Source organism: Rhodococcus ruitaii (assembly GCF_055230935.1).
In genome coordinates, this window is record NZ_JBUYWC010000003.1 from 75,331 (window position 1) to 100,880 (window position 25,550).

The 25,550-nt window shown below is 65.8% G+C and carries 25 protein-coding genes; 11 read left to right on the forward strand and 14 right to left on the reverse strand.

Going from position 1 to position 25,550, the window contains the following annotated elements:
* Positions 1-71: 71 nt before the first annotated feature.
* The 6 genes from ACZI8W_RS03560 (at position 72) to ACZI8W_RS03585 (ending at position 6,093) form a co-directional block, all read left to right on the forward strand.
* Positions 72-1,250 (forward strand): acyl-CoA dehydrogenase family protein, encoded by a 1,179-nt coding sequence (locus ACZI8W_RS03560; RefSeq protein WP_463367111.1) that lies wholly within the window; start codon positions 72-74, stop codon positions 1,248-1,250.
* Between the two features lie 37 nt (positions 1,251-1,287).
* The gene (gene bphC, locus ACZI8W_RS03565; protein ID WP_463367112.1) at positions 1,288-2,214 is read left to right on the forward strand and encodes a biphenyl-2,3-diol 1,2-dioxygenase; all 927 of its coding nucleotides are present in this window, start codon (positions 1,288-1,290) and stop codon (positions 2,212-2,214) included.
* A gap of 84 nt (positions 2,215-2,298) precedes the next feature.
* Positions 2,299-3,465, forward strand: a complete 1,167-nt coding sequence (hsaA, locus tag ACZI8W_RS03570; RefSeq protein WP_463367113.1) for a 3-hydroxy-9,10-secoandrosta-1,3,5(10)-triene-9,17-dione monooxygenase oxygenase subunit — start codon at positions 2,299-2,301, stop codon at positions 3,463-3,465.
* Between the two features lie 191 nt (positions 3,466-3,656).
* Positions 3,657-4,271, forward strand: a complete 615-nt coding sequence (locus tag ACZI8W_RS03575; protein ID WP_463367114.1) for a TetR/AcrR family transcriptional regulator — start codon at positions 3,657-3,659, stop codon at positions 4,269-4,271.
* A 134-nt stretch (positions 4,272-4,405) separates the two neighbouring features.
* Positions 4,406-5,182, forward strand: a complete 777-nt coding sequence (locus ACZI8W_RS03580) for an SDR family oxidoreductase (protein ID WP_463367115.1) — start codon at positions 4,406-4,408, stop codon at positions 5,180-5,182.
* Positions 5,179-6,093 carry an SDR family oxidoreductase gene (locus ACZI8W_RS03585; RefSeq protein WP_463367116.1) on the forward strand — a complete coding sequence of 305 codons (915 nt, stop codon included), beginning with the start codon at positions 5,179-5,181 and terminating at the stop codon, positions 6,091-6,093. Before ACZI8W_RS03580 ends, ACZI8W_RS03585 begins: the two co-directional genes overlap by 4 nt.
* Before the next feature lie 62 nt (positions 6,094-6,155).
* Here ACZI8W_RS03585 and ACZI8W_RS03590 read toward each other — a convergent pair whose 3' ends face one another.
* The 3 genes from ACZI8W_RS03590 to ACZI8W_RS03600 all read right to left on the reverse strand — a co-directional run bounded on the left by ACZI8W_RS03590 (position 6,156) and on the right by ACZI8W_RS03600 (position 8,533).
* Complete coding sequence (locus ACZI8W_RS03590; RefSeq protein ID WP_463367117.1) at positions 6,156-6,815, reverse strand: GNAT family N-acetyltransferase; 660 nt, start codon at positions 6,813-6,815, stop codon at positions 6,156-6,158.
* 79 nt (positions 6,816-6,894) lie between these two features.
* Positions 6,895-7,368, reverse strand: coding sequence for a nitroreductase family deazaflavin-dependent oxidoreductase (locus ACZI8W_RS03595; RefSeq protein ID WP_463367118.1), 474 nt, complete (start codon positions 7,366-7,368; stop codon positions 6,895-6,897).
* 1 nt (position 7,369) lies between these two features.
* Positions 7,370-8,533, reverse strand: a complete 1,164-nt coding sequence (locus ACZI8W_RS03600) for a steroid 3-ketoacyl-CoA thiolase (protein ID WP_463367119.1) — start codon at positions 8,531-8,533, stop codon at positions 7,370-7,372.
* 202 nt (positions 8,534-8,735) lie between these two features.
* On the opposite strand from ACZI8W_RS03600, the gene ACZI8W_RS03605 reads away from it, so the two are divergent.
* Complete coding sequence (locus ACZI8W_RS03605) at positions 8,736-9,989, forward strand: cytochrome P450 (RefSeq protein ID WP_463367120.1); 1,254 nt, start codon at positions 8,736-8,738, stop codon at positions 9,987-9,989.
* Here the strand turns inward: ACZI8W_RS03605 and ACZI8W_RS03610 are convergent.
* The 8 genes from ACZI8W_RS03610 to ACZI8W_RS03645 all read right to left on the reverse strand — a co-directional run bounded on the left by ACZI8W_RS03610 (position 9,979) and on the right by ACZI8W_RS03645 (position 16,459).
* The gene (locus ACZI8W_RS03610) at positions 9,979-10,668 is read right to left on the reverse strand and encodes a YqeB family protein (RefSeq protein ID WP_463367121.1); all 690 of its coding nucleotides are present in this window, start codon (positions 10,666-10,668) and stop codon (positions 9,979-9,981) included. The genes ACZI8W_RS03605 and ACZI8W_RS03610 overlap by 11 nt on opposite strands.
* Positions 10,665-11,264 (reverse strand): TetR/AcrR family transcriptional regulator, encoded by a 600-nt coding sequence (locus tag ACZI8W_RS03615; protein WP_463367122.1) that lies wholly within the window; start codon positions 11,262-11,264, stop codon positions 10,665-10,667. Before ACZI8W_RS03615 ends, ACZI8W_RS03610 begins: the two co-directional genes overlap by 4 nt.
* A 74-nt stretch (positions 11,265-11,338) precedes the next feature.
* Positions 11,339-11,911 carry a nucleotidyltransferase family protein gene (locus tag ACZI8W_RS03620; protein ID WP_463367123.1) on the reverse strand — a complete coding sequence of 191 codons (573 nt, stop codon included), beginning with the start codon at positions 11,909-11,911 and terminating at the stop codon, positions 11,339-11,341.
* A 9-nt stretch (positions 11,912-11,920) separates the two neighbouring features.
* Entirely contained in the window at positions 11,921-12,334 is a 414-nt protein-coding gene (locus tag ACZI8W_RS03625) for a nuclear transport factor 2 family protein (RefSeq protein ID WP_463367124.1), read from the reverse strand.
* Entirely contained in the window at positions 12,331-13,209 is an 879-nt protein-coding gene (locus tag ACZI8W_RS03630; RefSeq protein ID WP_463367125.1) for a TIGR03619 family F420-dependent LLM class oxidoreductase, read from the reverse strand. Before ACZI8W_RS03630 ends, ACZI8W_RS03625 begins: the two co-directional genes overlap by 4 nt.
* Positions 13,210-13,234: 25 nt before the next feature.
* Positions 13,235-14,410 (reverse strand): thiolase domain-containing protein, encoded by a 1,176-nt coding sequence (locus ACZI8W_RS03635; protein ID WP_463367126.1) that lies wholly within the window; start codon positions 14,408-14,410, stop codon positions 13,235-13,237.
* Positions 14,410-15,471, reverse strand: coding sequence for a thiolase domain-containing protein (locus tag ACZI8W_RS03640; protein ID WP_463367127.1), 1,062 nt, complete (start codon positions 15,469-15,471; stop codon positions 14,410-14,412). The genes ACZI8W_RS03635 and ACZI8W_RS03640 overlap by 1 nt, the downstream gene beginning before the upstream one ends.
* 13 nt (positions 15,472-15,484) lie before the next feature.
* A complete protein-coding gene (locus ACZI8W_RS03645; protein ID WP_463367128.1) occupies positions 15,485-16,459 on the reverse strand; it encodes a Zn-ribbon domain-containing OB-fold protein in 975 nt (324 codons plus the stop codon).
* 90 nt (positions 16,460-16,549) lie between these two features.
* On the opposite strand from ACZI8W_RS03645, the gene ACZI8W_RS03650 reads away from it, so the two are divergent.
* Positions 16,550-17,587, forward strand: a complete 1,038-nt coding sequence (locus ACZI8W_RS03650; RefSeq protein ID WP_463367129.1) for an LLM class F420-dependent oxidoreductase — start codon at positions 16,550-16,552, stop codon at positions 17,585-17,587.
* Positions 17,588-17,671: 84 nt separating this feature from the next.
* Here ACZI8W_RS03650 and ACZI8W_RS03655 read toward each other — a convergent pair whose 3' ends face one another.
* Positions 17,672-18,508 carry a crotonase/enoyl-CoA hydratase family protein gene (locus ACZI8W_RS03655; RefSeq protein WP_463367130.1) on the reverse strand — a complete coding sequence of 279 codons (837 nt, stop codon included), beginning with the start codon at positions 18,506-18,508 and terminating at the stop codon, positions 17,672-17,674.
* A 210-nt stretch (positions 18,509-18,718) separates the two neighbouring features.
* Here ACZI8W_RS03655 and ACZI8W_RS03660 point away from each other — a divergent pair, with 210 nt between their 5' ends.
* Complete coding sequence (locus ACZI8W_RS03660) at positions 18,719-19,831, forward strand: NAD(P)H-dependent flavin oxidoreductase (protein ID WP_463367131.1); 1,113 nt, start codon at positions 18,719-18,721, stop codon at positions 19,829-19,831.
* Between the two features lie 7 nt (positions 19,832-19,838).
* Here the strand turns inward: ACZI8W_RS03660 and ACZI8W_RS03665 are convergent, their stop codons facing one another.
* On the reverse strand, positions 19,839-22,409 hold the full coding sequence (locus tag ACZI8W_RS03665) for a multicopper oxidase domain-containing protein (RefSeq protein ID WP_463367132.1): 2,571 nt from the start codon (positions 22,407-22,409) through the stop codon (positions 19,839-19,841).
* 25 nt (positions 22,410-22,434) lie between these two features.
* Positions 22,435-23,157 carry a helix-turn-helix transcriptional regulator gene (locus tag ACZI8W_RS03670; RefSeq protein WP_463367133.1) on the reverse strand — a complete coding sequence of 241 codons (723 nt, stop codon included), beginning with the start codon at positions 23,155-23,157 and terminating at the stop codon, positions 22,435-22,437.
* Between the two features lie 78 nt (positions 23,158-23,235).
* Here ACZI8W_RS03670 and ACZI8W_RS03675 point away from each other — a divergent pair, with 78 nt between their 5' ends.
* Together ACZI8W_RS03675 and ACZI8W_RS03680 are read left to right on the forward strand one after the other, a co-directional pair.
* A complete protein-coding gene (locus ACZI8W_RS03675; protein ID WP_463367134.1) occupies positions 23,236-24,054 on the forward strand; it encodes a DUF2249 domain-containing protein in 819 nt (272 codons plus the stop codon).
* A gap of 204 nt (positions 24,055-24,258) precedes the next feature.
* Positions 24,259-25,509: a CaiB/BaiF CoA transferase family protein gene (locus ACZI8W_RS03680; protein ID WP_463367135.1), complete on the forward strand. Its 1,251-nt coding sequence runs from the start codon at positions 24,259-24,261 to the stop codon at positions 25,507-25,509.
* Positions 25,510-25,550 lie beyond the last annotated feature (41 nt).

Genomic DNA, 25,550 nt, shown 5'->3' on the forward strand with positions numbered 1-25,550 from the left:
GAGACGGTAAGCGGCCTGACAAGACCTCGCCCGGGCAGCTCCGGGCGCCACATCAGAAAGCTGGAGAGAAAATGGGACAGGTTCTCGACTCCATCTCGCCGTTCGCCGACGAGATCCGTGCCGACGGTGCAGAAGGCGACCAGCTCATGCGCCTGACCGACCGCAGCGCCAAGCGGCTCAAGGACGCCGGTGTCATCCGGATGCTGCAGCCCAAGGAGTTCGGCGGTTTGGAGGCGCACCCTCGCGAATTCGCCGAAACTGCCATGGCAATCGGCGCGATGGACGGAGCCACCGGTTGGGTCAGTGGCATCGTCGGGGTGCACCCGTGGGAGATGGCCTTCTTCGATCGGAAGGCACAGCAGGAGGTCTGGGGCGACGACCCCGACACCTGGATCGCATCGCCCTACGCCCCGATGGGTGTTGCCACGCCCGTCGACGGCGGGTACATCCTCAACGGCCGCTGGTCGTTCTCGTCGGGCACCGACCACTGCCAGTGGGTCATGATCGGTGCGGCCATCGGCGACAAGGACGGCAACCGACTGACCCCGCCGCAGGCCCTGCACGTCCTGCTCCCGCGGTCGGACTACGAGATCGACCAGGACAGCTGGAACGTCGTCGGCCTGCGCGGCACGGGTTCGAAGGACCTGATCGTCAAGGACGCCTTCCTGCCCGAGTACCGCACCTTGTCTGCTGAACGTGTCATGGGCGGTGTCGCGTGGAAGGACGCGGGCCGGGAGGAGACGCTCTACAAGTTCCCGTTCTCGTGCATCTTCCCGCTCGGCATCACGTCGTCGTTGGTGGGCATCGCGCAGGGCGCGCTCGACAGCTACATCGAGACACAACGCGAGCGTGTCACGGTCACCGGAACGGCGATCAAGCAGGACCCCTACGTGCTGTCGGCGCTCGGTGACGCGGCGGCCGAGATCGCGGCGTCGCGCGCAGCGCTGCTCGAGACCGTCGACAGGTTCTGGGACATGACGGAGAAAGGCCAGGAGGTCACGTTCGATCAGCGGGCAATCGGCCGGCGGACCCAGACCGCGGCTGCGTGGCGTGCGGTGCGCGCCGTCGACGAGATCTTCTCCCGCGCGGGGGGTGGTGCCCTTCAGCTGACCAATCCACTGCAGCGCTTCTGGCGCGATGCGCACGCGGGTCTGAGCCACGCGATTCACGTACCCGGTTCGATCTTCCACGCGGCAACGCTCACGCAACTCGGTGGAGAACCCCAGGGTGCGATGCGCGGAATGATTTGAGAACCTCGAAACCACAACTGCGAAGGAATATTCGGACATGACGGATATCCGGGGCCTGGGCTATCTCAGGATCCAGACCACAGACATTCCGCGGTGGCGCGAGCTCGTCGTCGACGGGCTCGGTATGGCGGTCGGCAGCGGGCCCGAGGAAGACGGTCTGTACCTGCGGATCGACGAGCGTCGGGCACGCCTGATCGTGCTGCCCGGCGACACCGACAAGGCGCTCGCTGTCGGCTGGGAAGTGCGCGATCAGTTCGCACTGCAGCGTGTGCGCGAAGCCGTCGAGAAAGCCGGCGTCGAGGTCCAGCTCCTGTCGGAGGAGGAGGCGACCTACCGAGACGCGGAACAGGTCATCGCGTTCGACGACCCGGCCGGAAATCGTGTCGAGGTCTTCTTCGGACCCGTCCTCGACCACAGCCCGATCGTCACCCCGTTCGGCGGCCGTTTCCACACGGGCGACGAGGGTCTCGGCCACGTCGTGCTGCCCGTGACGAACTTCGACCCCGAATACGCCTTCTACACCGAGGTACTCGGATTCCTTCCGCGTGGCGCCATCCGCCTCGGCGGGCCGTCGGCGCCGCCGCCGGTGCGCCGGGTACGTTTCCTCGGCGTGAACCGTCGGCACCACAGTCTGGCGATGTGCCCGGCGCCTCCGGGCGACGAACCCGGTCTCGTGCACCTGATGCTCGAGGTTGACACCCTCGACGCCGTCGGACAGGCGCTCGATCGCGTCCGGAAGCTGGGTTTCTCGATCTCGTCGACTCTCGGCCGGCACACGAACGACAAGATGGTGTCGTTCTACGTGCGCGCTCCGGGAGGCTGGGACATCGAGTTCGGCACTGAAGGCATGCTCGTCGACGAAAGCTTTTACACCGCAGAAGAAATCACAGCCGATAGCTATTGGGGCCACGACTGGTCCGAATCGGAGCCGCTCGCGGCGTTCACGCCACCGAAGCAGGGCTGATCCAGCACGACCCGATGCTGTACCCGACGATGCCACGACCGCTGCGCGGCGTGGCATCGTCCGTTTCACCCACAGGAGTTCGAGATGAGCAACGACATACTGACGGCGGTACGTGCGTTGCTTCCGGACATCGCCGGCAGGGCCGCCACGATCGACGAGACGAGACGGGTTCCCGACGCCGTAGTCGACGCGCTTGCCGCGACCGGGGTGGTTCGGATGCTGCAGCCGCGCCGCTACGGCGGTACCGAGAGCGACCCGGTCCGGTTCTACGAGGTGGTGCGGGAGATATCTGCGGCGTGCGGTTCGACCGGATGGGTCACCTCGGTGCTCGGTGTCCATCCGTGGCACCTCGCGTTGTTCGACGACCGCGCACAGCACGACGTGTGGGGTGACGACCCGTCGGAGCTCGTGAGTTCGGCATACGCGCCCGTCGGGCAGCTGATCCCGGTGGACGGTGGCTACGAACTCTCCGGCACTTGGCTGTTCTCATCCGGCTGCGAATACGCGTCATGGGCGTTGCTCGGCGCCGTCGTCACCGGGCCGGAAGGTCGACCCGTCGACTTCATGACCGTACTTGTGCCGCGCACCGACTACGGGATCCGCGACGTGTGGAACGTGATCGGGATGCGCGGCACCTGTAGCAACGAGATCACCGTCGAACGGGCGTTCGTGCCGGAGTACCGGGTCAAGAGCAACTTCGAGACAGCGAACCTGTGTGGGCCCGGCCAGAAGGTCAACACCGGTCCGTTGTACCGGCTTCCGTTCGGCGCATTGTTCGGCACGGCGGTGAGCATGCCTGTCGTCGGAGTTGTCGACGGTTGCTACGAGCACTACCTCGCCGCGATGCGCGAACGTGTCCGATTGAGCCTGGGTGGTGGACGATTCGTCGATGACCCGTTCGCGCAGACGTCGGTGGGGCGCGCTGCTTCCGAGATCGACGCGGCGATCTTGCAGCTCACCCGAAACCTGCGCGAACTGTGGGAGCATGCGGTCGATGGCCGGGAGATCCCGATGCTGCTGCGCGCTCGTACCCGCCGCGACCAGGTGCGGGCGACTGAACGCGCCGTCGAGGCGATCGACCTGTTGTTCAAGACGTCAGGCGGTTCGTCGCTGTTCCTGGGAAACATCGTGCAGCGTGCCTGGCGCGACGCTCACGCAGGAAGCGTGCACGTCGCCAACGAGCCGGAACGCGCACTGGCGCAATACGGCCGGGCCGCGTTCGGGCTTCCGGTCGAAGACAACCTGGTCTGACTTCACCGAACGCACAGGGCGCACTGTTCTGCACCGAGCACGTTGACGGCGAAGCGTCCCGTCCGATGATGGATCTCAGTGTGCGGGAGTGGGCGCGATAACGGTGATCGTCCCCTCGGTGGGACAATCGATGCCGATCGTCAGTGCAGATCAGCACGGCAGGTCGATCGGTACAGAAGGGAGAGTTGTCGATGCCCAGGATCGGGGTGGCGCGAGACGGGGCCGAACCCACATCGGCCGAGCAGCGCGACCGGCACGAGCGCATTCTCGACGCGGCGGCTCACCTGGCGACGGAATTCGACCTGCCGCGCGTGCAGATGACCGAGGTCGCGAAACGGGCCGGTGTCGCGATCGGCACGCTGTACCGCTATTTCCCGTCGAAGACCCACCTGTTCGTCGGGGTGATGCTCGATCGCCTTGAGCGGTTCAGGGGGTACACGCCCGTCAGCGATTCGCCTGTGTCGGTGCAGGCCGCGATCTGCGACGCGTTGATCGGAATGACCCGGGAACTGGTCGCCTATCCGTCGCTCGCGTTGGCGATGCTGCAGTCCAACAGCGCGGCGGTGCCGTCCGCGGTGCCCGATACGGTCAAGATCGAGGCGGCCTTCCAGGGGATTCTGCTGGCCACCGCCGGTATCGTCGATCCGACCGAGCGTGACAAGGACCTGCTGCGGTTGCTGTCGATGCTCTGGTTCGGGGTGATCACCGCGTTCCTCAACGGCAGATCGACCACAGCCGAGACGGAGGCAGACATCCGGCGCAGCTGCGATCTGCTGCTCGTCGAACTGAGCCCTCGCTCGTCCTGACCCGCATATCGACCGCGTACCGAGTTCGTCGGCTCGGTACTTCCCTGGGCCCGCAGTACCGAACCAAGCGATTGCTTGGTAAGTTTCAGGTACGGCTCACAATCGGAGCCGTGAGGAATCGATGCGGAGGCAGGATGGATCTCGGACTCGACGGCGCAGTAGTACTCGTCACCGGCGGTGTGCGAGGAGTCGGTGCGGGCATCACCAGGGTGTTCCTCCGCGCAGGCGCGACCGTGGTGACGTGCGCACGCAACGAACCGGAGAACCCGATCGAGGTGGACGGACGCACCGCGGAGTTCCTCGCATGCGATGTCCGCGATGCCGACCAGGTCCATGCCATGGTGGCGACCCTCGTCGAACGACACGGGCACCTCGACGCGCTCGTCAACAATGCCGGCGGTTCCCCGTACGCACTCGCAGCCGACGCGAGCCCGAAGTTCCACGCGAAGATCGTCGAGCTCAACCTGCTCGCACCATTGCTCGTTGCGCAGGCCGCGAACGCGGTCATGCAGACGCAGGACGGCGGTGGATCGATCGTCAACATCTCGAGTGTGAGCGGGTCGCGCCCGTCGCCCGGCACCGCCGCGTACGGCGCGGCGAAGGCTGGAATCGACAGTCTCGGAGCCTCCCTCGCGGTCGAATGGGCGCCGAAAGTGCGTGTCAACTCCGTGGTGGTGGGCATGGTGCACACCGAGCAGTCGCACCTGTTCTACGGCGACGACGCCGGAATCGCTGCGGTCGGCGAGACCGTGCCGCTGGGGCGTCTGGCCACCCCCGACGACATCGGGAATTCTGCGGCCTTCCTGGCCTCGCCGCTGTCGGCATACGTCAGCGGATCGACTTTGACCGTCCACGGCGGCGGTGAACGCCCTGCCTACATGGCAGCGGCCCGAACGAAGGAGACAAAGTGAGTGGACTGCTGGACGGACGCGTCGTCATCGTGACGGGGGCCGGACGTGGGCTCGGACGCGCCCACGCGCTGGCCTTCGCCGCCGAGGGCGCGAAGGTCGTCGTCAACGACATCGGTGCCGGCGCCGATGGTTCCGCGACGGGGGAGACCCCAGCCGAGCAGGTCGTCGACGAGATCAAGGCGGCCGGTGGTGAGGCCGTCATCAACGGTGACGACGTCGCAGACTGGGCCGGCGCCGAGAACCTCATCAAGACGGCGCTCGACAACTTCGGTCGTCTCGACGTGCTCGTCAACAACGCGGGTTTCCTGCGCGACCGCATGCTCGCGAACATGAGCGAGCAGGAGTGGGACGCGGTGACCCGCGTGCACCTCAAGGGCCATTTCGCGCCGATGCGGCACGCGATGACCTACTGGCGTGCCGAGTCGAAGGCCGGTAACCCGGTCGACGCCCGCATCATCAACACCAGCTCCGGTGCCGGCCTGATGGGCAGCATCGGCCAGGGCAACTACGCCGCTGCCAAGGCCGGCATCACGACACTGACGATTCAGGCCGCCGCCGAGTTCGGTCGTTACGGCGTCACCGTCAACGCGATCGCACCTTCCGCACGCACCCGGATGACCGTCGGGGCCGGCGGCGCGATGGCGGAGATGATGGCCGCGCCGGACGAAGGATTCGACGCCATGGCGCCCGAGAATGTCTCGCCGCTCGTCGTGTGGCTGGGCAGCAGCGAATCGAAGGATGTCACCGGACGCGTGTTCGAGGCGGAAGGCGGCAAGGTGTCGCTGGCCGACGGCTGGCGACACGGCGAGGCCGTCGACAAGGGCGACCGCTGGGATCCGAAGGAACTCGGACCGGTCGTCGAGAAGCTCATCGCCTCCACCGAGCCGCCGACCCCGGTCTACGGCGCATAACCCCCTGTGCGCGTTTCTGGTAGCGCGGGCTACCAGAAACGCGCACGGGCAGCGCAGCTGCCTTATGCGGGTGTGCGGATGATCAGTGTCGAGCCGGGGAAGTACGCCGCGAGTTCGACGCGCGCCTGCTTGAGCGCGGCAGTGCCGTAGCCCTGCTTGCGAGCCTCGGGGCGAACCCAGATCCGCACTTCCACCTCATTACCGCTGAGCTCACCGAACGCGAAACCGATCTTTTTCGGCTCGTCACCGGAGAGGTCCTCGGCGACGAGCCACATGCCCGACTCGTCGTCCATCAGTGCTGCGCCCTTCCGGCGCTCCGTCTCCACGGTCTCGTCGCTGCCGTCGCCGAGTTGCTCGGCGCAGCGTGCCTTGAGTAGGTCGGTGTCCGCGGGATCCTCGCTGATCGGACGCAGCCGGAAATGCTCCCCGGTCGCGTACGGGCGCGCATCAGTCGTCCACTTCACGATCGCGTCGAGATCATCGAGCTCCGCGCGGATCTTCTTGCGCTCGGCCTTCGTCAGACGGCCCAGCGGCAAGGCAAGCACTGCTTCCGCGCAGAAATCGGTGGTATCGAGCAGCGACCTGACGGTGGCGATGGCGGCGGCGCGATCGTTGCTTTCGACGATGGCGTCGAGTACCTCGTGACGACGTTCGAGGGCCCGCAGTAGCGCGGCCGCGATCTCGCGGCGATCGAGCGCCTGGTCGTGATTCGTGGTTGCCATCGGATGACATCCCTTCTCGAGAGCATGGAAAGACCGTTCCCAGTATCGCCCTTCCTGAGGCTGTCGGGGGAGGTCGACATCATTCGCAGACAACCACGGGGATGACACGTTCGGTCCACGATTGGTAGTTGTCGAAATCTGAGTACATCGCCGTGAGTTTCGGCCAGTAACGCGCCCGTTCGTCGTCGGTTGCGACACGCGCCTTCATCTGACGGATGTCCGACCGGATCTGGACGGTCACCTCGGGGTTCGCCTCGATGTTGCGGAACCACAGCGGGTGCTTGGGCAGCCCGCCCTGGGATGCGACAAGCACCACGGTATCGCCGTCTTCGAGGAACAGCAGCGGCGCTGTGCGCGGCTTCCCTGACTTCCGGCCGATGGTGGTGAGCAGGCACACCGGGATACCCCAGGGAAATGCGCTGCCCACCCGCCACTTACCACCGAGACGGCCGCCGGTGGCCCGGTAGAGGGCGACATTCCCCCGCGACATCCATTTGATGATCGAGGACGTCGCCTTCGAATCTAGTCCCTTGGGGGCTGCGGCGGCCGGCATGTCAGATACGTTCGATGATGGTGCCCGTGGCGAGGGCGCCACCCGCACACATCGTGATCAGCGCGGTCGACGCGTCGCGCCGCTCGAGTTCGTGCAGCGCTGTGGTGATCAGCCGCGACCCCGTCGACCCGACCGGGTGGCCCAGCGCGATCGCGCCGCCGTTGACGTTGACCTTGTCCATGTCGGGACCGTGGACCTGCGCCCATGACAGCAGCACCGATGCGAAAGCCTCGTTGACCTCGAACAGGTCCAGGTCGCCGATGCTCATTCCGGACTTCTCGAGCACCTTCGACGTCGCCTGGACGGGGCCGTCGAGGTGGAACTCGGGCTCGGCGCCGACGAGTGCCTGCGAGACGATGCGTGCGCGCGGCGTCAGCCCCAGCGCCTTCGCCTTGTCCTCGTCCATCAGGAGAACTGCGGCAGCGCCGTCGGAGATCTGCGACGAGGTGCCGGCGGTGTGGATGCCGCCGTCGAGCACGGGCTTCAACTTTGCCAAGGACTCAGGTGAGGTGTCGCGCAGACCCTGGTCGCGGGTGACGGTCTGCTTCTCACCGGTGTGGTTGCCTTCCTTGTCGACCACGGGTGCGACGACCTGCAGCACTTCACGTTCGAAGCGCGCTTCGTCCCACGCCTGCTTCGCGAGGGCCTGGGAACGCACGCCGAGGGCGTCGACGTCGGCACGGGTGATGCCACGGCGGCGGGCGATTCGCTCGGCGGCCTCGAACTGGTTCGGCATGTCGATGTTCCATGATTCCGGACGGCGGGGTCCGGCCTGGTCGCCGACGTTCGCGCCGAGCGGCACCTGCGTCATGGCCTCGATACCGCACGCGATTCCGGTGTCGATGGCGCCGGTCGCGATGAGACCCGCGATCAGGTGATTGGCCTGCTGCGCGGAACCACACTGGCAATCGATCGTGGTGGCACCGACCTGCCACGGAAGTCCGGCATGCAGCCAGGCGGTACGGGTGATGTTGTTCGACTGCGCGCCGGCCTGCGTGACGCAACCGCCGATGACCTGCTCGACGAGTTCCGGGTCGATCCCGGCCCGCTCGATCAGCCCGCTCTGCGCTGCGCCGAGGATCTCGGCGGCGTGAAGGCCCGCGAGCCATCCGCCGCGCTTGCCGATCGGGGTTCGTGCGGCCTCGACGATGACGGGTGTGCCCACAACGGGCTCCTTCCTGTGTGCCCTTTCGGGAAATCCTGGATACCTCGAAAAGTAGAACACGTTATTCTACGGTGCAAGACGTGGTCTCGCTGGTTGGATGCACGGATTCCTTGGCGTCACGCGCGCGCTGTGATTCAATGATTCTAGAACGTGTTCCACATTACAGCGTGATATCCCACGCAAGGGCAGGAGAGGTTCAGTGGTGGCACAGCCCAACATCCCCGAAGGTATCGACTTCACAGATCCCGATCTTTTCGCAGAGCGAATGCCGTTCGAAGAGTTCGCCGAACTGCGTAAGACTGCACCGGTGTGGTGGAACAAGAAGTCGCCGGATGTCGGCGGCTTTCACGACGAGGGCTTCTGGGTGGTGTCTCGCCACGAAGAGGTCCGCGAAGTGTCCCGCCGGAGCGATGTGTTCTCCAACTGGGTGAACACCGCAGTTCCGCGCTTCAACGACGACATGCCGCGCGAGGCCATCGAACTTCAACGCCACATCCTGCTCAACAAGGATGCTCCCGAGCACACCAAACTCCGCAAGCTCGTGGCACGCGGCTTCACACCGCGCGCCATCAACGGTCTTCGCGAAGAACTCGATTCGCGTGCCCGCACGATCGTGGCGGAAGCATGCCGGGAAGCGCAGGGCGATTTCGTCACCCAGATCGCGGCCGAACTCCCGCTGCAGGCCATCGCCGACCTCATCGGTGTGCCCCAGGACGATCGCGCGAAGATCTTCGAGTGGTCCAACCAGATGACGGGTTACGACGATCCCGAGAACACCGCGGATCCGGCCGAGGCGTCGATGGAGGTGCTCGGCTACGCCTACCAGATGGCCGCAGAGCGCAAGGCGAATCCGGCCGACGACATCGTCACCACCCTCATCGAGGCCGACATCGACGGCGACGAGCTCCTGCCCGAAGAATTCGGCTTCTTCTTCATCGTGCTGGCGGTTGCGGGTAACGAGACCACCCGCAACGCGATCACCCACGGCATGGTGGCGTTCATCGAGCACCCCGAGCAGTGGGAGATCTACAAGCGAGACCGCCCCAAGACGGCCGCCGACGAGATCATCCGCTGGGCTACCCCGGTGACCTCGTTCCAGCGCACTGCGCTCGAAGACACCGAACTCGGTGGGCAGACGATCAAGAAGGACGACCGCGTCGTGATGTTGTACGCGTCGGCCAACAACGACGAAGAGGTCTTCGAGAACCCGCGGACGTTCGACATCCTGCGGGATCCCAACCCGCACCTGTCATTCGGTGGCACGGGTGCGCACTACTGCCTCGGCGCCAACCTCGCGCGCATGGAGATCGACCTGATCTTCAATGCGATTGCCGACCACATCCCGGATATCACGAAGGTTGGCGATCCGCAGCGTCTGCGGTCTGCGTGGCTCAACGGCATCAAGGAGTTCCAGGTCGACTACAAGACCCAGGGTGGATGCCCGGTCAAGCACTGATCCGGCGGTATTCCTGACGCTTGTTGCGATCGCGAACGACGATACCGCGTTCCTGCAGTGTTCCATGGAGTCGCTGGGCCACATGGGATTCCCCGCGGGAGAGCGCGGTACGTCGTTCGCGCAGTAGGTCGTGGGTCGCATCCTCGAGGGCGGGGTCGCCGTCGACCCACCGGGTGAAGGTGCTCGTCCTCATCGGTGTGTCCGTCCACGGATATCCATGGGTGCTGAATGCGCGAGCGACGGCAGCGCGGTTGAGGTCGCCGAGGCCGCGGCGGGACAGTTCGCGTTCGTCGGCATCGGTGAGGACCAGGTCGTTCTCCTCGCGGTGGACATCGACGATCTTTGCTCGCGCAACATAGAGTGCGTCGTCGTCCTGTTCGAGCAGTACGCCGTCGGAATCGACTGTGATGGTGAGTGATTCACCGATGGTGATCATGGCGAGAATCGCGCCTCCGATGATTCCGGCGATGGTCAGGATCGGGAGCGACCACGCCGTGGTGACCTCCGCGAGGAGTTCGACCGGCCCGGGGACTGCCGGCAGGGTGTCGACCGCCCAGCGGCAGATCGGGGGAGCGGCGAAGCCGAGCCCGATGCCGATCAGGGTGCAGACCACTGCCACCACGGCGGGGATTGCCCAGGAAGCCGAAATTTTCGTTGCGTCGTCCCGTATTGTGGTCACGATGTCGCTCCTCGGTGTCCGGTGAGATAGCGGTGGATGATCGTCCGCACGGTATCCACGGGTGCTCTGGCGGCCGGGTTGTCTGCGTAGAGAAACGCTGAATCTGTGATCGCGCGGATCCAGGTGGCGGTCATGTCCGGGTCGAGCAAGGGGTCGATCCGGGCGTGTGCGCGACGAAGAAGGTCGCTGAGCCCTTGGTTCACAATGGCGTCCGTCTCGTCGAGGACAGCGGCGAGTTGTGGGTCGTGCGACACCTGCCGTATCACCTCGATCACGAGTCCTGCGGCGAGTGGGTCGGAGGCGGGTTCGACCAGTTCGGTGACGGTGTCGAGTATCGCCGCGAGGGGATCTTCGGCATCTCGGTAGCGTTCGACCATCGCCCGTGCCTCCGGGATGTCGCGCTCGAAGATTGCTCGGAAGACCCCGCGTTTGTCGCCGAAGTAGTGGAACACTGTGCCCGAACTGACGCCTGCGATCTTCGCGATCGCGGTGACAGGTGTTGCGTCGTAGCCGCGTTCGGCGAAGAGCGCGGCAGCAGCGTCGGTGATGGTGGCGCGGCGTTGCGCTTGCAGTTCGGGGTCTGCGGTGCGGGCCATGACCTCAGGTTAATAATTGATCGACTAGTAAGTCAATTAATTATTCCTGTGTGCGTGGATCGGTAACGGGAGAGTCAGTTCAACCGGCGCAGGTCGTCGACAGTGTCGATGTCACCGACGTCCGCGAGACCCGTGCAGTCCAGTCGTCGGACGCGGCCGCGGTTGCGGGAGAGGAACGATCGGGCGCCCTCGTCGCCGGTTGCCTGCTGAGCTGCCTCAATGGCGTCGGCGAGATCGAAGACGACGGGATGGCCCGGTAGGTCGGCGAATATCGGCAGCGTCACGGTTCCTGCCTCGTGCGCCATCAGTGCTGCGTGTACCAGCTCGGCGGTGATGCCCGGGAAGTCCACGACCGTCAACGCGATCACGTCCGCGCCGCCGGCGGCGTCGACCCCGCACCGAAGCGACGTCGACATGCCCTCCTCCCATCGGGAGTTCCGTGCCACCGTCACGCCGGGCGGGCATGCCGCGGCCACCTCGTCGGCGTATGCGCCGACCACCACGATCGCCTCGTCACACCCGCCGTGTTCGAGAGCGTCGATGACAGAATGCAGCAGGGGACGGCCCCGGTGGGAGAGCAGGGCCTTGGCCCGTCCACCCAACCGTGAGCCGTCCCCAGCAGCGAGCACGATCCCGGCAGTACCCATACCCCGACTCTACGGGGCCGGACGCACCGTCTTCATTGCTCGATCGACCTCCCAGAATGCGCGCAGCGACACGATCTTGCCTGCGTCGTTCACCCGATACACGAACGCGCCCTCGGCGTCGATGATGTTGCCGGCCATCGTGGTGCGAATGGTGCCGATGTTGACGCACTCGTCGCCGCACACCAGCACGTCGTCGACGAGGAATTCGAGACTGTCGGTGTTCGCGATCGTCATGTCGTAGAACTTCGCGATCGCCTCGATCCCGTGATGTCCTTTACCTTCCGGATCGAAACCCGACGGACCGACTGGATCCTCGACACAGGCATCGTCGGCGAACAATGCGAGCCACTCGTCCTTACGCTTGCTGCTCGCGGCGGTCTGCGATGCGCGCGCTGCGATGCGTGCGGGATGTTCCTCGCTCATGCTGTGACCTTCCCGTGGATGAACTTGTCGGCGAACGTCCGCATCGATTCCTGCTTCGCTTCGAGCGGAGAGTCGAATCCGTGGCCGTCGAATATCCACGGCACCACGATGCTGTCGGTGACACCGGCGTCGGCGAGTTCGGCGTACCCGGACGAGCCGAACCTGTCGATGCAGACCGTCTGGATCTCGAAGGGTGTGTCGCTGCGGCCGTATTCACTACGCAGCGTCCGAAGCCGGTCGATCACCGAAACCAGATCGTCGAACTTGATCATCGCCGACGTCCAGCCGTCGCCGACTCTCGCCGCGCGGCGCAGCGCTACGTCGGTGTGCCCACCTACGTAGAGGGGTACCGGTTTGCTGGGGGCGGGACTCATCTGGAGTTTGTCGAAATCGTAGAACTCACCGTGATGCTCGACCATCCCGCCGTCGAGGATCAGCTTCAGTACATCGATCATCTCGTCGACCCGCTTGCCCCGCTTCGCATACGGAACCCCACACCAGTCGAACTCTTCAGGAGCCCAACCGATCCCGACGCCGAGACCGAACCGGTTCCCCGTGAGATTTGCGACCGAGCCGACCTGACGGGCAAGCAGGACCGGGTTGCGGGAGCCGAGTTTGAGCACCTGGGTGTAGAACCCGATGGTCGACGTAGCTGCCCCCATCGCAGCTGCGGCGATCAACGGGTCCACCCACGGCGTGTCGGCCGTCCACATCCGCGACCCATCCGGTGTGTACGGATAGTCGACGGTCTGCTTCTCCATGTAGAACAGGGAATCCGGCAGTGCGATCGACGAGAAGCCGCACTGCTCGGCGGTCTGCGCGATACCGGGTAACTGGTCGAGCGGTGTCATGGCGACGCCGACGGTGAACTTCACTGGGGGGATCCTCCTGGTGGTATGGCTAGTGGGTGGGTTTGTCCGCCCCGACGACCCACATCGAGAAGTACTGTGATCCACCACCATACGCGTGGCCGAGTGCTTTACGCGCACCGTCCACCTGGTGGTCGCCGGCCTTGCCCATGACCTGCATTGCGGCTTCGGCAAAGCGAATCATCCCCGATGCACCGATCGGGTTGGATGACAATACACCGCCGGACATATTGACGGGAAGCTGCCCGCCGATCGCGGTCTCGCCCGCCTCCGTCAGCTTCCACCCCTCACCTTCCGGGGCGAATCCCAAGTTCTCGAGCCACATCGGTTCGAACCACGAGAACGGCACGTAGATTTCCGCGCAGTCGATCTCGGTGAGGGGATCGGTGATCCCCGCCTGCCGCCACAGTGCTGTGGCGGCGATCCGGCCGGCTTCGGGGCTGACCTGGTCGCGGCCGGCATAGGTGGTGGGTTCGGTGCGCATCGCGGTCGCGTGGATCCACGCGACGGTGCGTCCGGCAGCTTCGGACGCCATCGCACTCTCCGCATCGCCGAGCACCACGGCGCACGCCCCGTCCGATGACGGGCAGGTCTCGTCGTAGCGGATGGGATCCCAGAGCATCTGCGATGCCTGGACTTTCTCGAGGGTGATGTCGGGCTGCTTGAGGTGGGCGTACGGGTTCTTCGCGCCATTGAGCCGATCCTTGACCGCGACCATCGAACCGATGTGCTCGGGGGCAGCAGAACGACGGATGTACGACCGGACGTGCGGCGCGAAGTAACCACCGGCTCCGGCGCCGACCGGCATCGTGAACGGCACCGGTGTGGACAACGCCCACATCGCGTTGGATTCGGACTGCTTCTCCCATGCCACGGCGAGCACGCGACGGTGGACACCGGCCTGGATCAGGCTCGTGGCCACGTTTGCGGTGGAGCCGCCGACAGAGCCGGCGGTATGCACGCGCAGCAGTGGCTTGCCGGTGGCGCCGATCGCGTCGGCCATCGACAGTTCGGGCATCATGACGCCCTCGAACAGATCGGGTGCCTTGCCGATCACGACGGCATCGATGTCGTCCCAACCGACGTGGGCGTCGGCCATGGCGCGGTCGAGTGCTTCGCGGACGAGCCCCGCCATCGAGACGTCGTTCCGTTTCGCGACGTAGTAGGTCTGTCCGGTTCCGAGGACCGCCGCAGGTTGTTTCGCCATCAGTTTCGTCCCTCCAGAACGGCCACCAGATTCTGTTGCAGCACAGCGCCACCCGTCGCGTGGGCGAGTGCCCTGCCGGCCTTTCCGTCCATGATCGCCTGAGCGGCGAAACCGATGCGTTCGAGCCCGCCGGAGAACATCGGATTGCCGGTCAGCGGGCCACCCGACGGATTGATCGCGGTGTTGCCGCTCAATCCGATTTCCTCGCGCAGGATCAATTCCTGGTGGGTGAACGGCGCATGCAGTTCGGCGATGTCGAACGAAGTGTCACCACCGGTGACGGACTGTGCGGCAGCGCGTGCGGATGGTGCAGTGGTGAGGTCGGATGCACCGAAGTTCGGGGAGTCGATGCGATGCTCGATCCCGGTGATCCAGGCGGGGTTCGCGCACAGTTCCCGCGCGCGGTCGCCGGACGCGAGAATGATTGCGGCGGCACCGTCGGTGACCGGAGCACAGTCGTGAGGGCGCAGTGGATCGGCGACGTACGGCTGTGCGAGAAGTTCCTCGACGGTGACATCGCCACTGATCTGGGCGTCGGGCCGGGCCTTCGCCGCAGCGCGGGCTCGCACAGCGACCTCGGCCATCTGCTCTGCGGTCCACTTGCCGGAGTCGAGTCCGATCCGCGCTTGCAGACCGGCGAGAGAAACGGCGTCGAGACCGAGCGGGGCGACGAGATACGGATCGAGCTGCAGCGACAAGGTGCGACGCAGAGTGCCGGCAGACGACTTGCCGAACCCGTACACGAGCGCGGTGTCGACCTCGCCCGTGATGAGCTTGACCCACGCCTCGTAGAGCGCCCACGCCGCGTCCATTTCGACGTGCGACTCGTTGATCGGAGGGACTGCGCCGATCGCGTCGATGGCCGAGATGAACGAGAATGAGCGGCCCGCGAGATAGTCGGACGATCCGGAACACCAGAAACCGATGTCGGACTTGGTGATTCCGAGCCTTCCGTAGAGATCCTGGAAGCAGGGCACGAGCATTTCGACACCGTTGGTGGTGCCGTGCGTTTCGCGGACGTGTGGAGCGTGCGCGAAGCCGACGACTGCAATGTCTGTCATGATTCCGCGGCTCCTAGAGGTGGTGTTTGAACGCGTCGAAGTCGGCGTCGGGTTCGCCGGTGGGACGGAAGTATTCGATGTTTCGCAGGGTGTAGTCCCAGTCCTTCTGCGGTCGCCACTTCGCTTCGACGCGCATGCCCATGCGGACGTCTGCGGCGTCGCACTCGAGGATCAAGTGGAGGAACGGGATGTCGGCGCCGTCGAGTAGCACGTATGCCGCAACGTACGGAGGCTTGATCTGCTGGCCCATGAACGGCACGTTGACGATGCAAAATGTGGTGATGATGCCCTTGTCGGAAAGTTCGACGTGTTCCTTCGTCGGAACGCCGTCGGTGGGGCTTGCGCCGCGCGGCGGGATGTACACCTTGTCGCCGGGGCCGGTGCGTCCGCCGACAATCCGCCCTTCCTTCAATCCGCGCAGGTACCACGATTCCTCGGGAGACGCGGTGTGGGTGTAGTGCAGGTCGAGCGGGGTGGAGATCATGATGACCGGGTCGGAATCGGCGACGGACGCAGGTGTGTCGTCGGCCTCGCCGGGTTCGAACGCAACGATGTCGTGGATGTCGCCCACCCGCTCGTCGGCCCAACGCACGCGCACCCGCATCCCGGTGCTGATGTCCTCGGGTGACGCGACATCGACGGCGTGCAGCAGCGATGAGTCGGCGCCGTCGAGTCGGATCAGGGCCCAGGCGAACGGCCGGTCGAACGGCTGCCCGGGCAATGGGTCGGGATTCCACGTCCAGCTCACCACGGTGCCGGTCCGGGCGACCTCGACGAAATCGACGAGAGGCTCGTGAGTGACCGCGTCGTATTCCGGGGGAGGGACGAGAACCCGGCCGTCCGAACTACGCGCGCCGATGATTCGTCCGTCGCGCAACCCGGTGACGAAGGCCCCGATCGTCGGACCGGTGGATCGGGTGTAGTCGAACTGCAGATTCAACGGGGCGCTCAGTGGCGGCTCGACGACCGCGCTCTTTCCCAGGCTCACGTATTCGAGTAGAACAGGTTCTAAAGTCGCTGGCAAGAGTAGCGTGTGAACAGCACGGCATGGCCAATCGCCCGACCTGGAAGGCGTGCAATGAAACTGGGACTGCAACTGGGGTACTGGGGTGCGCAGCCGCTCGCGAACGGACCGGAACTTGTTACTGCTGCCGAAGCCGCGGGTTTCGACGCGGTCTTCGCGGCCGAGTCGTGGGGATCGGATGCGTTCACCCCGCTCGCGTGGTGGGGATCGGCGACCGAGCGAGTGCGGCTCGGCACCTCGGTCGCGCAGATCTCGGCGCGCACCCCGACGAATTGCGCGATGCACGCCCTGACCCTCGATCACCTGTCGGGTGGCCGGCACATCCTCGGCTTGGGGGTATCCGGGCCGCAGGTGGTCGAAGGCTGGTACGGGCAGCCGTTCGCGAAGCCGCTCGCCCGGACCCGGGAATATGTGTCGATCGTCCGCGACGTCCTCGCGCGCACCGGGCCGGTCACCAGCGACGGCCCGCACTATCGACTGCCGTACACCGGGGACGACGCGACCGGACTCGGCAAGCCACTCAAACCCATCACCCATCCGCTCCGGCCGGACATTCCGATCTGGCTCGGGGCCGAAGGGCCGAAGAACGTCGCGCTCACCGCCGAGATCGCCGACGGCTGGCTCGCGATCTACTACTCCCCGCGCCTCGCACCGATGTACGACGAATGGCTCGACGAAGGATTCGCCCGTCCGGGGGCGCGTCGCGCTCGTGAAGACTTCGAGATCGCGGCGACCTGCCAGGTGGTGGTGACCGATGACCGTGTCGCGACGATCGCCTCGATGAAGCCCGTCACCGCGCTCTATGTCGGAGGTATGGGTGCCCCCGAATTGAACTTCCACGCCCAGGTCTATCGGCGGATGGGCTACGGCGACGTCGTCGACGAGGTCACCGAGTTGTTCCGTTCCGGGCGCAAGGACGAGGCAGCTGAAGCGATCCCCGACGATATGGTCACCGAGACGATGATCGTCGGCAACCACGATGACGTGCGCCGGGGAGTGAAGCGGTGGGAAGCCGCCGGCGTCACGATGCTCCTGGTGTCGTGTCGCGACGCGGAGCATGTGCGGTCACTCGCCGAGGTAGTTCTGGGATAATTGATCAACGACACGTACGCGCGGCGCGCGGGCAGGCGCACTCCGTCGACCGGGTGTTTCTGCCCGCGCACCGCGCGTACGTGATCAGCGGCCGGTGAACTTCGGGGTGCGCTTCTCGGCGAAGGCGCGGGGGCCTTCTTTCGCGTCGGCGCTCTTGAATACGGCAGCTCCGAGTTCTGCGTCGATGCGGAAGGCCTCTTCTTCGTGGAGCCCCTCGGAGCGGCGGATGGTTTCGAGGATCGCCTGCACCGCGACCGGTCCGTTGGTAGAGATCATCTCGGCGATCTCGAGAGCCTTGCCGAGTGCCTGACCGTCCTCGACGACATGACCGATGAGCCCGATCTCCCTGGCTTCGGGGGCCTTCAGATGACGGCCGGTGAGCAGGATGTCTGCGGCGATCGTGTACGGGATCTGACGGACGAGGCGCACCGCCGAGCCCCCGAGCGGGAACAGTCCCCACTTCGCCTCGGACACACCGAACTTCGCGCTCTCACCAGCGACACGAATGTCGGTGGCCTGAAGGATCTCGGTGCCGCCTGCGATGGCAGGTCCTTCGACTGCCGCGATCAGGGGCTTCTTCAGCCGGCGCCCTTTGAGGAGCGCGGGCAGTTTCGACAGATCCCAGCCGCCACCTTCGAACTTGTCGCCGGGTGCGGACTTGTTCATGTCCTTGAGGTCGGCGCCCGCGCAGAAGGCGCCTCCCGCTCCGGTCAGGATTGCGACACGGATCTCGGGATCGTTGTCGACGCGATCCCACGCCTCGGTCATGATTGCCATCATCTCGCCGGACAGCGCATTTCGTGCTTCGGGGCGATTCATCGTGACAATCAAGGTGTGCCCGCGTTGCTCGACGAGGCAGTGCGGAGCACGCTCCGAGGTGCCCGACGTTTCGGCAGCGCCGGTGGATGCTGTGGGGGACACTGAGAACTCCTGATGTGTTGTGAACTGGATCTCAACCGAGCCTTGCCAGGGACAGTAACACGTTCTATTTTGATGAGATGGCACTCGATTTCGCAGCCCACGTGAAGCATGCAATCGACGTCGTGCCCACAGCCTCCCTCACCGCCCGCAGGAGCAGGGCGTGAGACCCGGCGGCGAAGCCACCGCATCGACAGGATGATAAGGACACACATGCAGACCGATCTCAGCAAGAAGTTCGGCATCGAGTACCCCGTCTTCGGGTTCACGCCGTCCGAGCATGTCGCGGCGGCCATCAGCAGGGCCGGTGGTCTCGGGGTGCTGGGCTGTGTCCGGTTCAACGATCCCGAAGAACTCGACGCGGTCCTCACCTGGATGGACGAGAACACCGACGGTAAGCCGTACGGTGTCGACATCGTGATGCCTGCGAAGGTGCCCACCGAAGGTACCGCCGTCGATCTCGACAGCCTCATACCGGCCGAACACCGTGCGTTCGTCGATCGCACACTCACAGAGCTGGGAGTTCCACCGCTCGGCGACGACGCGCAACACGCCACCGGTGTGCTGGGCTGGCTGCACTCGGTCGCGCGCTCCCACGTCGACGTGGCACTGGGGCACCGCCCCGCGCTCATCGCCAACGCTCTCGGGTCGCCGCCGAAGGACGTTATCGATCTCGCACACGAGAAGGGGGTGCCGGTCGCTGCTCTGGCCGGCGCCGTCGACCATGCGAAGCGGCACGTCGAGAACGGTGTGGACATCGTCATCGCACAGGGGTACGAAGCCGGCGGCCACACCGGCGAGGTCGCGTCGATGGTGCTGTGGCCCGAGATCGTCGATGCTGTCGGCGATTCCGCGACCGTGCTCGCTGCGGGTGGCGTCGGGTCAGGACGACAGGTCGCCGCAGCTCTCGCGCTGGGAGCTTCCGGTGTCTGGATGGGTTCGTACTGGCTGACCACCTCCGAGTACAAGCTCGGTTCAGCGGCCGACGGCCCGTCGTCGATCCAACGGGCGTTGCTCGGCGCGAGCTCGTCCGACACCGTTCGGTCGCGTATCTATTCGGGCAAGCCGGCGCGATTGCTCAAGACGAAGTGGACCGAAGCCTGGGCGAAGCCCGACGCGCCGAGCCCGCTACCCATGCCGTTGCAGAACATCCTCGTCAGCGAAGCACACCAGCGTATTTCGGCCGGAAACGATCCGGAGGTCGTGGCGATGCCGGTGGGGCAGATCGTCGGACGGATGAATGAGATCCGGCCGGTGGCGGAGATCATGGCGGAGCTCGTCGACGGCTACGACACGGCTGTCGCGCGGTTGAACCGGGCGCGGTAGTACCCGGTCACTCCTGGACGTCGACGACACCGTGCGCGCCGCGCTCGGCGTCGACCATCGAGTGTGACACGAACGGATAGCGTCCTGGCTCGGGGAATTCGAGTTCGACGAATCCTCCCTGTGCCGGAAACAATCCGAGGGTCTGGCTTCCGCCGGAGCCCGGTTGCAGGCGGTAGTCACCTTCCGACCACACGGTGTCGAACTGCCCGCCGACGATATGGAACGCCGAACCACGGTTCGGTCCAGCGGTGAGCACCCAGATACGGACACGTTCGCCGACCTTCGCGTCGAGCGGATCGTAATCGTATTGGTTTGCATATCCGTTGAACACAACGAGATCCGGCTCGTCGGCGAGTACCTTGTCGGCGTCGGCCTCTCCACCTGCCGGACCCAGATACAGCTCCGACTGCACCAGGACATACTCGCGGTCGACGGGCGGCAGATCGGGTGGATCGATGATGACGGCACCGAACATTCCGTTCGCGATGTGCAGCGACATCGGCATCGTCGAGCAGTGATACAACCACACTCCGGACCGGGTCGCGGTGAATCGGTAGACGAGCGACTCACCCGGTTCGATGGTGCGCATCGGTTCGTCCGGGGCCAGCGAACCCGCGTGGAAGTCGATGGAATGGCCGATGGATCCGTCATTGACCAGGGTGATTTCGAAGACGTCTCCGATCTTTCCACGCAGCGTGGGGCCGGGGGCGGTGCCACCGAAGGTCCACAGTCGCTGGGTGAGCCCAGGTGCGACCTCACGTTGCTCGTCCGTTGCCGCCAGGGTGATCCGGTGATCGGCCGCCACAGGAGGCGCGGTCGGATCGTGTGCGACGAAGTCGTCGTCGGGCTGCGCGCCGAGGCTCCGCGACACATCGGACGAGTTGAGAGAAGCTTCCGTCGTGCCGGACTTGTGATCGGAATGTGCCAGATCGTCGACGACGCCGATCGGCTGGACGGCGAGTGTCATCCCCATCTGTCGGTGCCCGGCGACCGAACACCACCCGTCCAGCTGTCCTCCAACCGGCCCGGCGTCGAGCGTCGAAGTCTCACCCGGGTCGATACGGCCGGTGCGGGTACCGTTGGCGAGCACGAGGTCGTGACGATCGGTGCCGGTGTTCACCAGGGTGATCACCAGGCGATCACCCACCGGCACGTCGAGTACATCGGGAACGAACCGCATCCCCTCGACGCGCACCTCGATTTCGGTGGTGTGCCCACTGGCTGCCACATTTCCGACATCGGCAGTGGAGATGCCGACGGCTGCGGGGTCGGCTGCGACACCGGCTGCGGCCGCGAACACGACGACCCCGAGGCCCGCGGCCGCGACTCCGAGGCGCCTGCGTACCGGAACAGGTTCGGGGCGGCCCGGTTTCGACGGCACCCCCTGCATACGGCGAGCGATCAGAACCGCGCGCACAACCAGCGGGAGGAACGATGCGAACGCCACCAGGACCAGCACCGAGCACGCCACGCGCACCAGGCTCGGTACCGGAAGGACACACAGGAGCAGGCCCGCATTGGCGACCGACAGGCGCCATGGAGCGCCGCGTTCGAGTTCGGCCATCGCGCCTTGTACCGCGGCGCGGCCACCGATGACGACCGGAACGAGATACGTCAAAGCGCCGAGCAGTACCTGGACGAGGAACCCGGCGAGCAGCGCCGCAGTCACCGCACCCGCTGCCTCGGCGGCGTCCAGCGGGGTTGCTGCGGTGGCCAGGCCTATCGTGAGGTAGGCAAGTGAGCCGAGCAGCCACGCGATACCCGCGAACACCGACAACGTCGCGAAATCGGTGGGATGCTTGCGACGGATCTCGTCGAGGTGTGGTTCGAGGACATAGACCGCGGCGGCGAGATACCCGAGGGCGCCTGCTGCCGCGAGGAGGGGCACACCCGCGATCGCACCGGCGACACCGACTGCGAGAGCGAGCAGTAGCGCTGGGAGTCCGCGCTGTGCTGCGGTTTCCACGCGCTGAGCCATGCGGGTGCGGAGCATCGTCGGCCACAGGGTCACGAGCGTGCCCAGCACCGTCAACCCCACCCAGCCCAGGATGTTGACGGCCGCGTGGCCGAGTACGAGTCGTTCGTGCAGATCGTTGGGTAGACCGGAGTTCGCCATGGCGATGCCGATCCCCGCACCGATCGGTAGCATGGCCGCTGCGGCGATGTAGTAGCGCACGGTGTGCCCGAACCGCGACGGCAGTGCAGACCGCAGCCGCCTCAGCAGCGTGATGCCGTGCGATCCGGCGACACCGACGACGACCGTCCCACCGGCCAATACCGCGGGCCACCATCCGGTAACCATGCCGGCAACTACGACGACCGCACCGGTGTTGAATGCGATCAGGCGCCGGGTATCGGCACGCCGGGTTTCTCCGGCGGGTCGCCGGAGGAGTGCATCGGTGAAATGCCCACTCCAGATCAGGATCGCGTTGCTCGCGGCCCCGAGGCCGAGCAGATGCACGAGTAGCCAACCGGATTGCGGAATCCACCGGTGGGCGACGGCTACAACCACCAGTGCCGCGAACCACGCAGCGACCACCGCGCCGGCCCGAAGATGCCAGCTGCCACGCTCGTTCACTCGGACACCTCCGGGAGTGCGGAGCTCACGATTCGCTCCGCGGACAGCAGCACACCTCGGGAATCGTGGGTTCGGGCAGGAAAAGCCGGCACGCGTCGGGTTCGGCGAACGGGAGGAGATCGAGTCCTGGGCGGGTCGGTGCGCCGATTTCTTCGAGCGCGCCCTCGACGATCCCGAGGTGTACCTGGCACACGACGGTCGGGTAGCGGCGCGCAGCGTCGAGCAGGGGGCACAGCGGCAGCGCGACACCGAGTGCGGGTCCGCGGTCGTGGGGTGCGAATCCGAGACGCGTGAGTAGGTCGAGGGTGAATGCGTGCGGATCTGCGGTGTCGTAGTCGGATTCGAGAGCGAGTTCGCGTCCCCATTCGCGTCCGGCGGCACGCGCGTCGCCCTCCGGATCGGTGCTGGTTCGGGCGATGTGTCCGGCGAGGGCGGTCGCGAGACCGGCGTAGTCGCGTCCGGACAGAGTCGGGTCGGCCGCGGGTGTGGGCCGGTAGACCTTGGCGGGACGCCCGCGTCCCCGGGCGGCTTCGGTGGTGCGTTCGACGAGGGCATGCCCGACGAGCGCGTCGAGGTGCTCGCGCACGGTATTGGCGTGCAGGCCGAGCCGCTGGGCGATGTCGTTGATGCGCGTGGGGGCATGAGCGCGGACATCGTCGAGGACCGTGATCCGTTGAGGCGACAGCGCGAGGTGAGACGCCGGTGCCGGTGTCGCGTGCGGGCCGGGCCGAAGTTCCCTAGTTTCCACGGAAATAACTGTAGTAAATTGACGGAGGCAAAGCCAGCCCGCCGCGCATCCGTCGCGGCGCCACCGAGAGGAGCCGGCATGAGTACCGACCAGGTCGTCGTCGCCACCACAGCGGAGGATGCGTACGCCGTCGACGCCGTAAAGAATCACCACAGTGAGATCGCAGGACGTATCGCGACCCTCACCGATAACCTGCTCGACGCTGTCGCCCGGGATACCGCCGTCGCCCGGGATACCGTCGGAGCCGGAGAAACGGACGTCGACGGATCTCGCCGCGCGCTGGTCGACTACCTCACCGGCACGCTGCTGCCGCATGCCGTTGCCGAGGAGGACGCGCTCTACCCCGCGGCCGCCCGTCGCGGTGAAGCCAAGCTGCTCGTCGAATCCATGATCGCAGTGCACCGAGTGATCGGTGACCTCGTCGACCGGATCGCGAACGACACGTCTCCGGTGCGTGTCGCTGCGGCAGCGTATGCGTTGAAGATCGTGTTCGACGCGCACCTTGTCGATGAGAACGACCGGATACTCCCGCTCGTCGCCGCAGACCCCGACGTCTCGCTGGCCGGGGTCCTGCAGGGCATGCACGACCTGCTGGGCGGGCACGCGGAACCGGATCGTGAGGGCCACGCATGCGAGTGTGGGGAACACGGCCGCCCCGAGCCCGTTCTCGACGTGCGGGAGATCCCGCATGCCATCCGGCACGCTACGGTGTTCGGGGCCTTCGACGCGGTTCCCGAAGGTGGGGCGCTCGTGCTCGTCGCACCTCACGATCCGATCCCACTGCTCCGTCAACTCGCCGACCGTGTCGACGGACGGCTCGGTGTCGACTACATGGAGCGGGGCCCTGAGGCTTGGCGACTACGCCTGACGTGGGTGCCCGCGACCAGCTCCGTCTGACGGTCGAGAAGCGCCCTTCCGATGTCGATGTGGTGAGTCGAGGTGGGCTCGACCCGTAGACGTAATGTGCTCATTCGGCACTACCCTGGGTGAGTCGCTACGCGAGCGATACCGGGCGCGAGCTCGGGCGCAGCAGCCTCGCGGCCTTCACCGAGGAGAAGTCGGTTCACCTCGGTAACTGACCGGACGGAATGGGGACACCGAGTGATTGATGTGGGTACGTCGAACGAAAGCGAATCGGCAGCACAGACCCCGTCCACGGGTGCGCTCGGGGAGATCAGGGTGCTCGAATTGGGCACGCTGATCGCGGGGCCGTTCGCCGGGCGACTGCTCGGCGACATGGGTGCCGACGTCATCAAGATCGAGGACCCGAAGCGCCCCGACCCGCTGCGCACGTGGGGGCAGGGGGAGCGGGACGGTCACCGATTCTTCTGGACCGTGCATGCCCGCAACAAGCGGTGCATCACCCTCGATCTGCGCTCGCCGGACGGGCAGGACCTGTTCCGTCGTCTGGTCGCCGAATCCGACGTCATTGTCGAGAACTTCCGCCCCGGCACCCTCGAAAGGTGGGGCCTCGGCTATGACGTGCTCTCCGAAGTCAATCCGGGAATCGTGCTCGCCCGTGTCTCCGGGTACGGACAGACCGGCCCCAGGGCGACGCGCGCGGGATACGCCTCGGTCGCGGAGGCGGAAAGCGGTCTGCGGCATTTGAACGGCTACCCGGGTCAGGCTCCGCCTCGACTTGCGTTGTCTCTCGGCGACACCCTCGGGGGCATGTTCGCCGTCCAGGGCGTGCTCGCTGCGCTGCTCAGCCGCGAGCGGACCGGGCGTGGGCAGGTCGTCGACGTAGCGCTGACCGAGGCATGCCTCGCCATCCAGGAATCGGTCATACCCGACTACGACGCTGCCGGTGTGGTTCGCGGCCCGTCCGGCACCCGACTCGAGGGCATCGCGCCGTCGAATCTGTACCGCACGTCCGACGACATGTGGATCATCATCGCCGCCAACCAGGACACCGTCTTCCGACGCTTGTGCGCGGCGATGAACCGTCCCGACCTGGCCGACGACGCAAAGTTCGCCGACCACCTAGCACGTGGCGTCCACCAGGACGAGCTCGACGACCTCATCGGCGCGTGGGCGGCGAAGTGGCCCCTTGCGGACCTGCTCGATCACCTCTCGTCGTCGGGTGTCGTTGCCGGACCGGTCAACACGGTCGCCGAGGTGGTTACCGACGAGCAGTTCCAGGCTCGCGAGATGCTGGTGCCTCACCGCGACGAGCGAACCGGCAGCGATATTCTCGGACCCGGTGTGGTGCCGCGCATGACGGGCACTCCGGGGTCGGTGAGGCATGCCGGTCCGCCGATCGCCGGATACGACAACGCCGCAGTGTACGGCGACCTGTTGGGCGTGACCGAGAGCGAGCGTGGTCAGCTACGAGAGCAAGGCGTCATCTGACCCATCGGTTCACCACCCTGACCGAGAACACACAACCGAAA

What these genes read in the sequence shown, in the direction of transcription:
- ACZI8W_RS03590 (WP_463367117.1), bottom strand. Translation starts at nt 6,815, where the DNA reads ATGGCAACCACGAATCACGACCAGGCGCTCGATCGCCGCGAGATCGCG.
- ACZI8W_RS03595 (WP_463367118.1), bottom strand. Translation starts at nt 7,368, where the DNA reads ATGCCGGCCGCCGCAGCCCCCAAGGGACTAGATTCGAAGGCGACGTCC.
- ACZI8W_RS03640 (WP_463367127.1), bottom strand. Translation starts at nt 15,471, where the DNA reads ATGACAGACATTGCAGTCGTCGGCTTCGCGCACGCTCCACACGTCCGC.
- ACZI8W_RS03620 (WP_463367123.1), bottom strand. Translation starts at nt 11,911, where the DNA reads ATGGGTACTGCCGGGATCGTGCTCGCTGCTGGGGACGGCTCACGGTTG.
- bphC (WP_463367112.1), top strand. Translation starts at nt 1,288, where the DNA reads ATGACGGATATCCGGGGCCTGGGCTATCTCAGGATCCAGACCACAGAC.
- ACZI8W_RS03660 (WP_463367131.1), top strand. Translation starts at nt 18,719, where the DNA reads ATGCAGACCGATCTCAGCAAGAAGTTCGGCATCGAGTACCCCGTCTTC.
- ACZI8W_RS03560 (WP_463367111.1), top strand. Translation starts at nt 72, where the DNA reads ATGGGACAGGTTCTCGACTCCATCTCGCCGTTCGCCGACGAGATCCGT.
- ACZI8W_RS03580 (WP_463367115.1), top strand. Translation starts at nt 4,406, where the DNA reads ATGGATCTCGGACTCGACGGCGCAGTAGTACTCGTCACCGGCGGTGTG.
- ACZI8W_RS03625 (WP_463367124.1), bottom strand. Translation starts at nt 12,334, where the DNA reads ATGAGCGAGGAACATCCCGCACGCATCGCAGCGCGCGCATCGCAGACC.
- ACZI8W_RS03650 (WP_463367129.1), top strand. Translation starts at nt 16,550, where the DNA reads ATGAAACTGGGACTGCAACTGGGGTACTGGGGTGCGCAGCCGCTCGCG.
- ACZI8W_RS03615 (WP_463367122.1), bottom strand. Translation starts at nt 11,264, where the DNA reads ATGGCCCGCACCGCAGACCCCGAACTGCAAGCGCAACGCCGCGCCACC.
- ACZI8W_RS03675 (WP_463367134.1), top strand. Translation starts at nt 23,236, where the DNA reads ATGAGTACCGACCAGGTCGTCGTCGCCACCACAGCGGAGGATGCGTAC.
- hsaA (WP_463367113.1), top strand. Translation starts at nt 2,299, where the DNA reads ATGAGCAACGACATACTGACGGCGGTACGTGCGTTGCTTCCGGACATC.
- ACZI8W_RS03635 (WP_463367126.1), bottom strand. Translation starts at nt 14,410, where the DNA reads ATGGCGAAACAACCTGCGGCGGTCCTCGGAACCGGACAGACCTACTAC.
- ACZI8W_RS03575 (WP_463367114.1), top strand. Translation starts at nt 3,657, where the DNA reads ATGCCCAGGATCGGGGTGGCGCGAGACGGGGCCGAACCCACATCGGCC.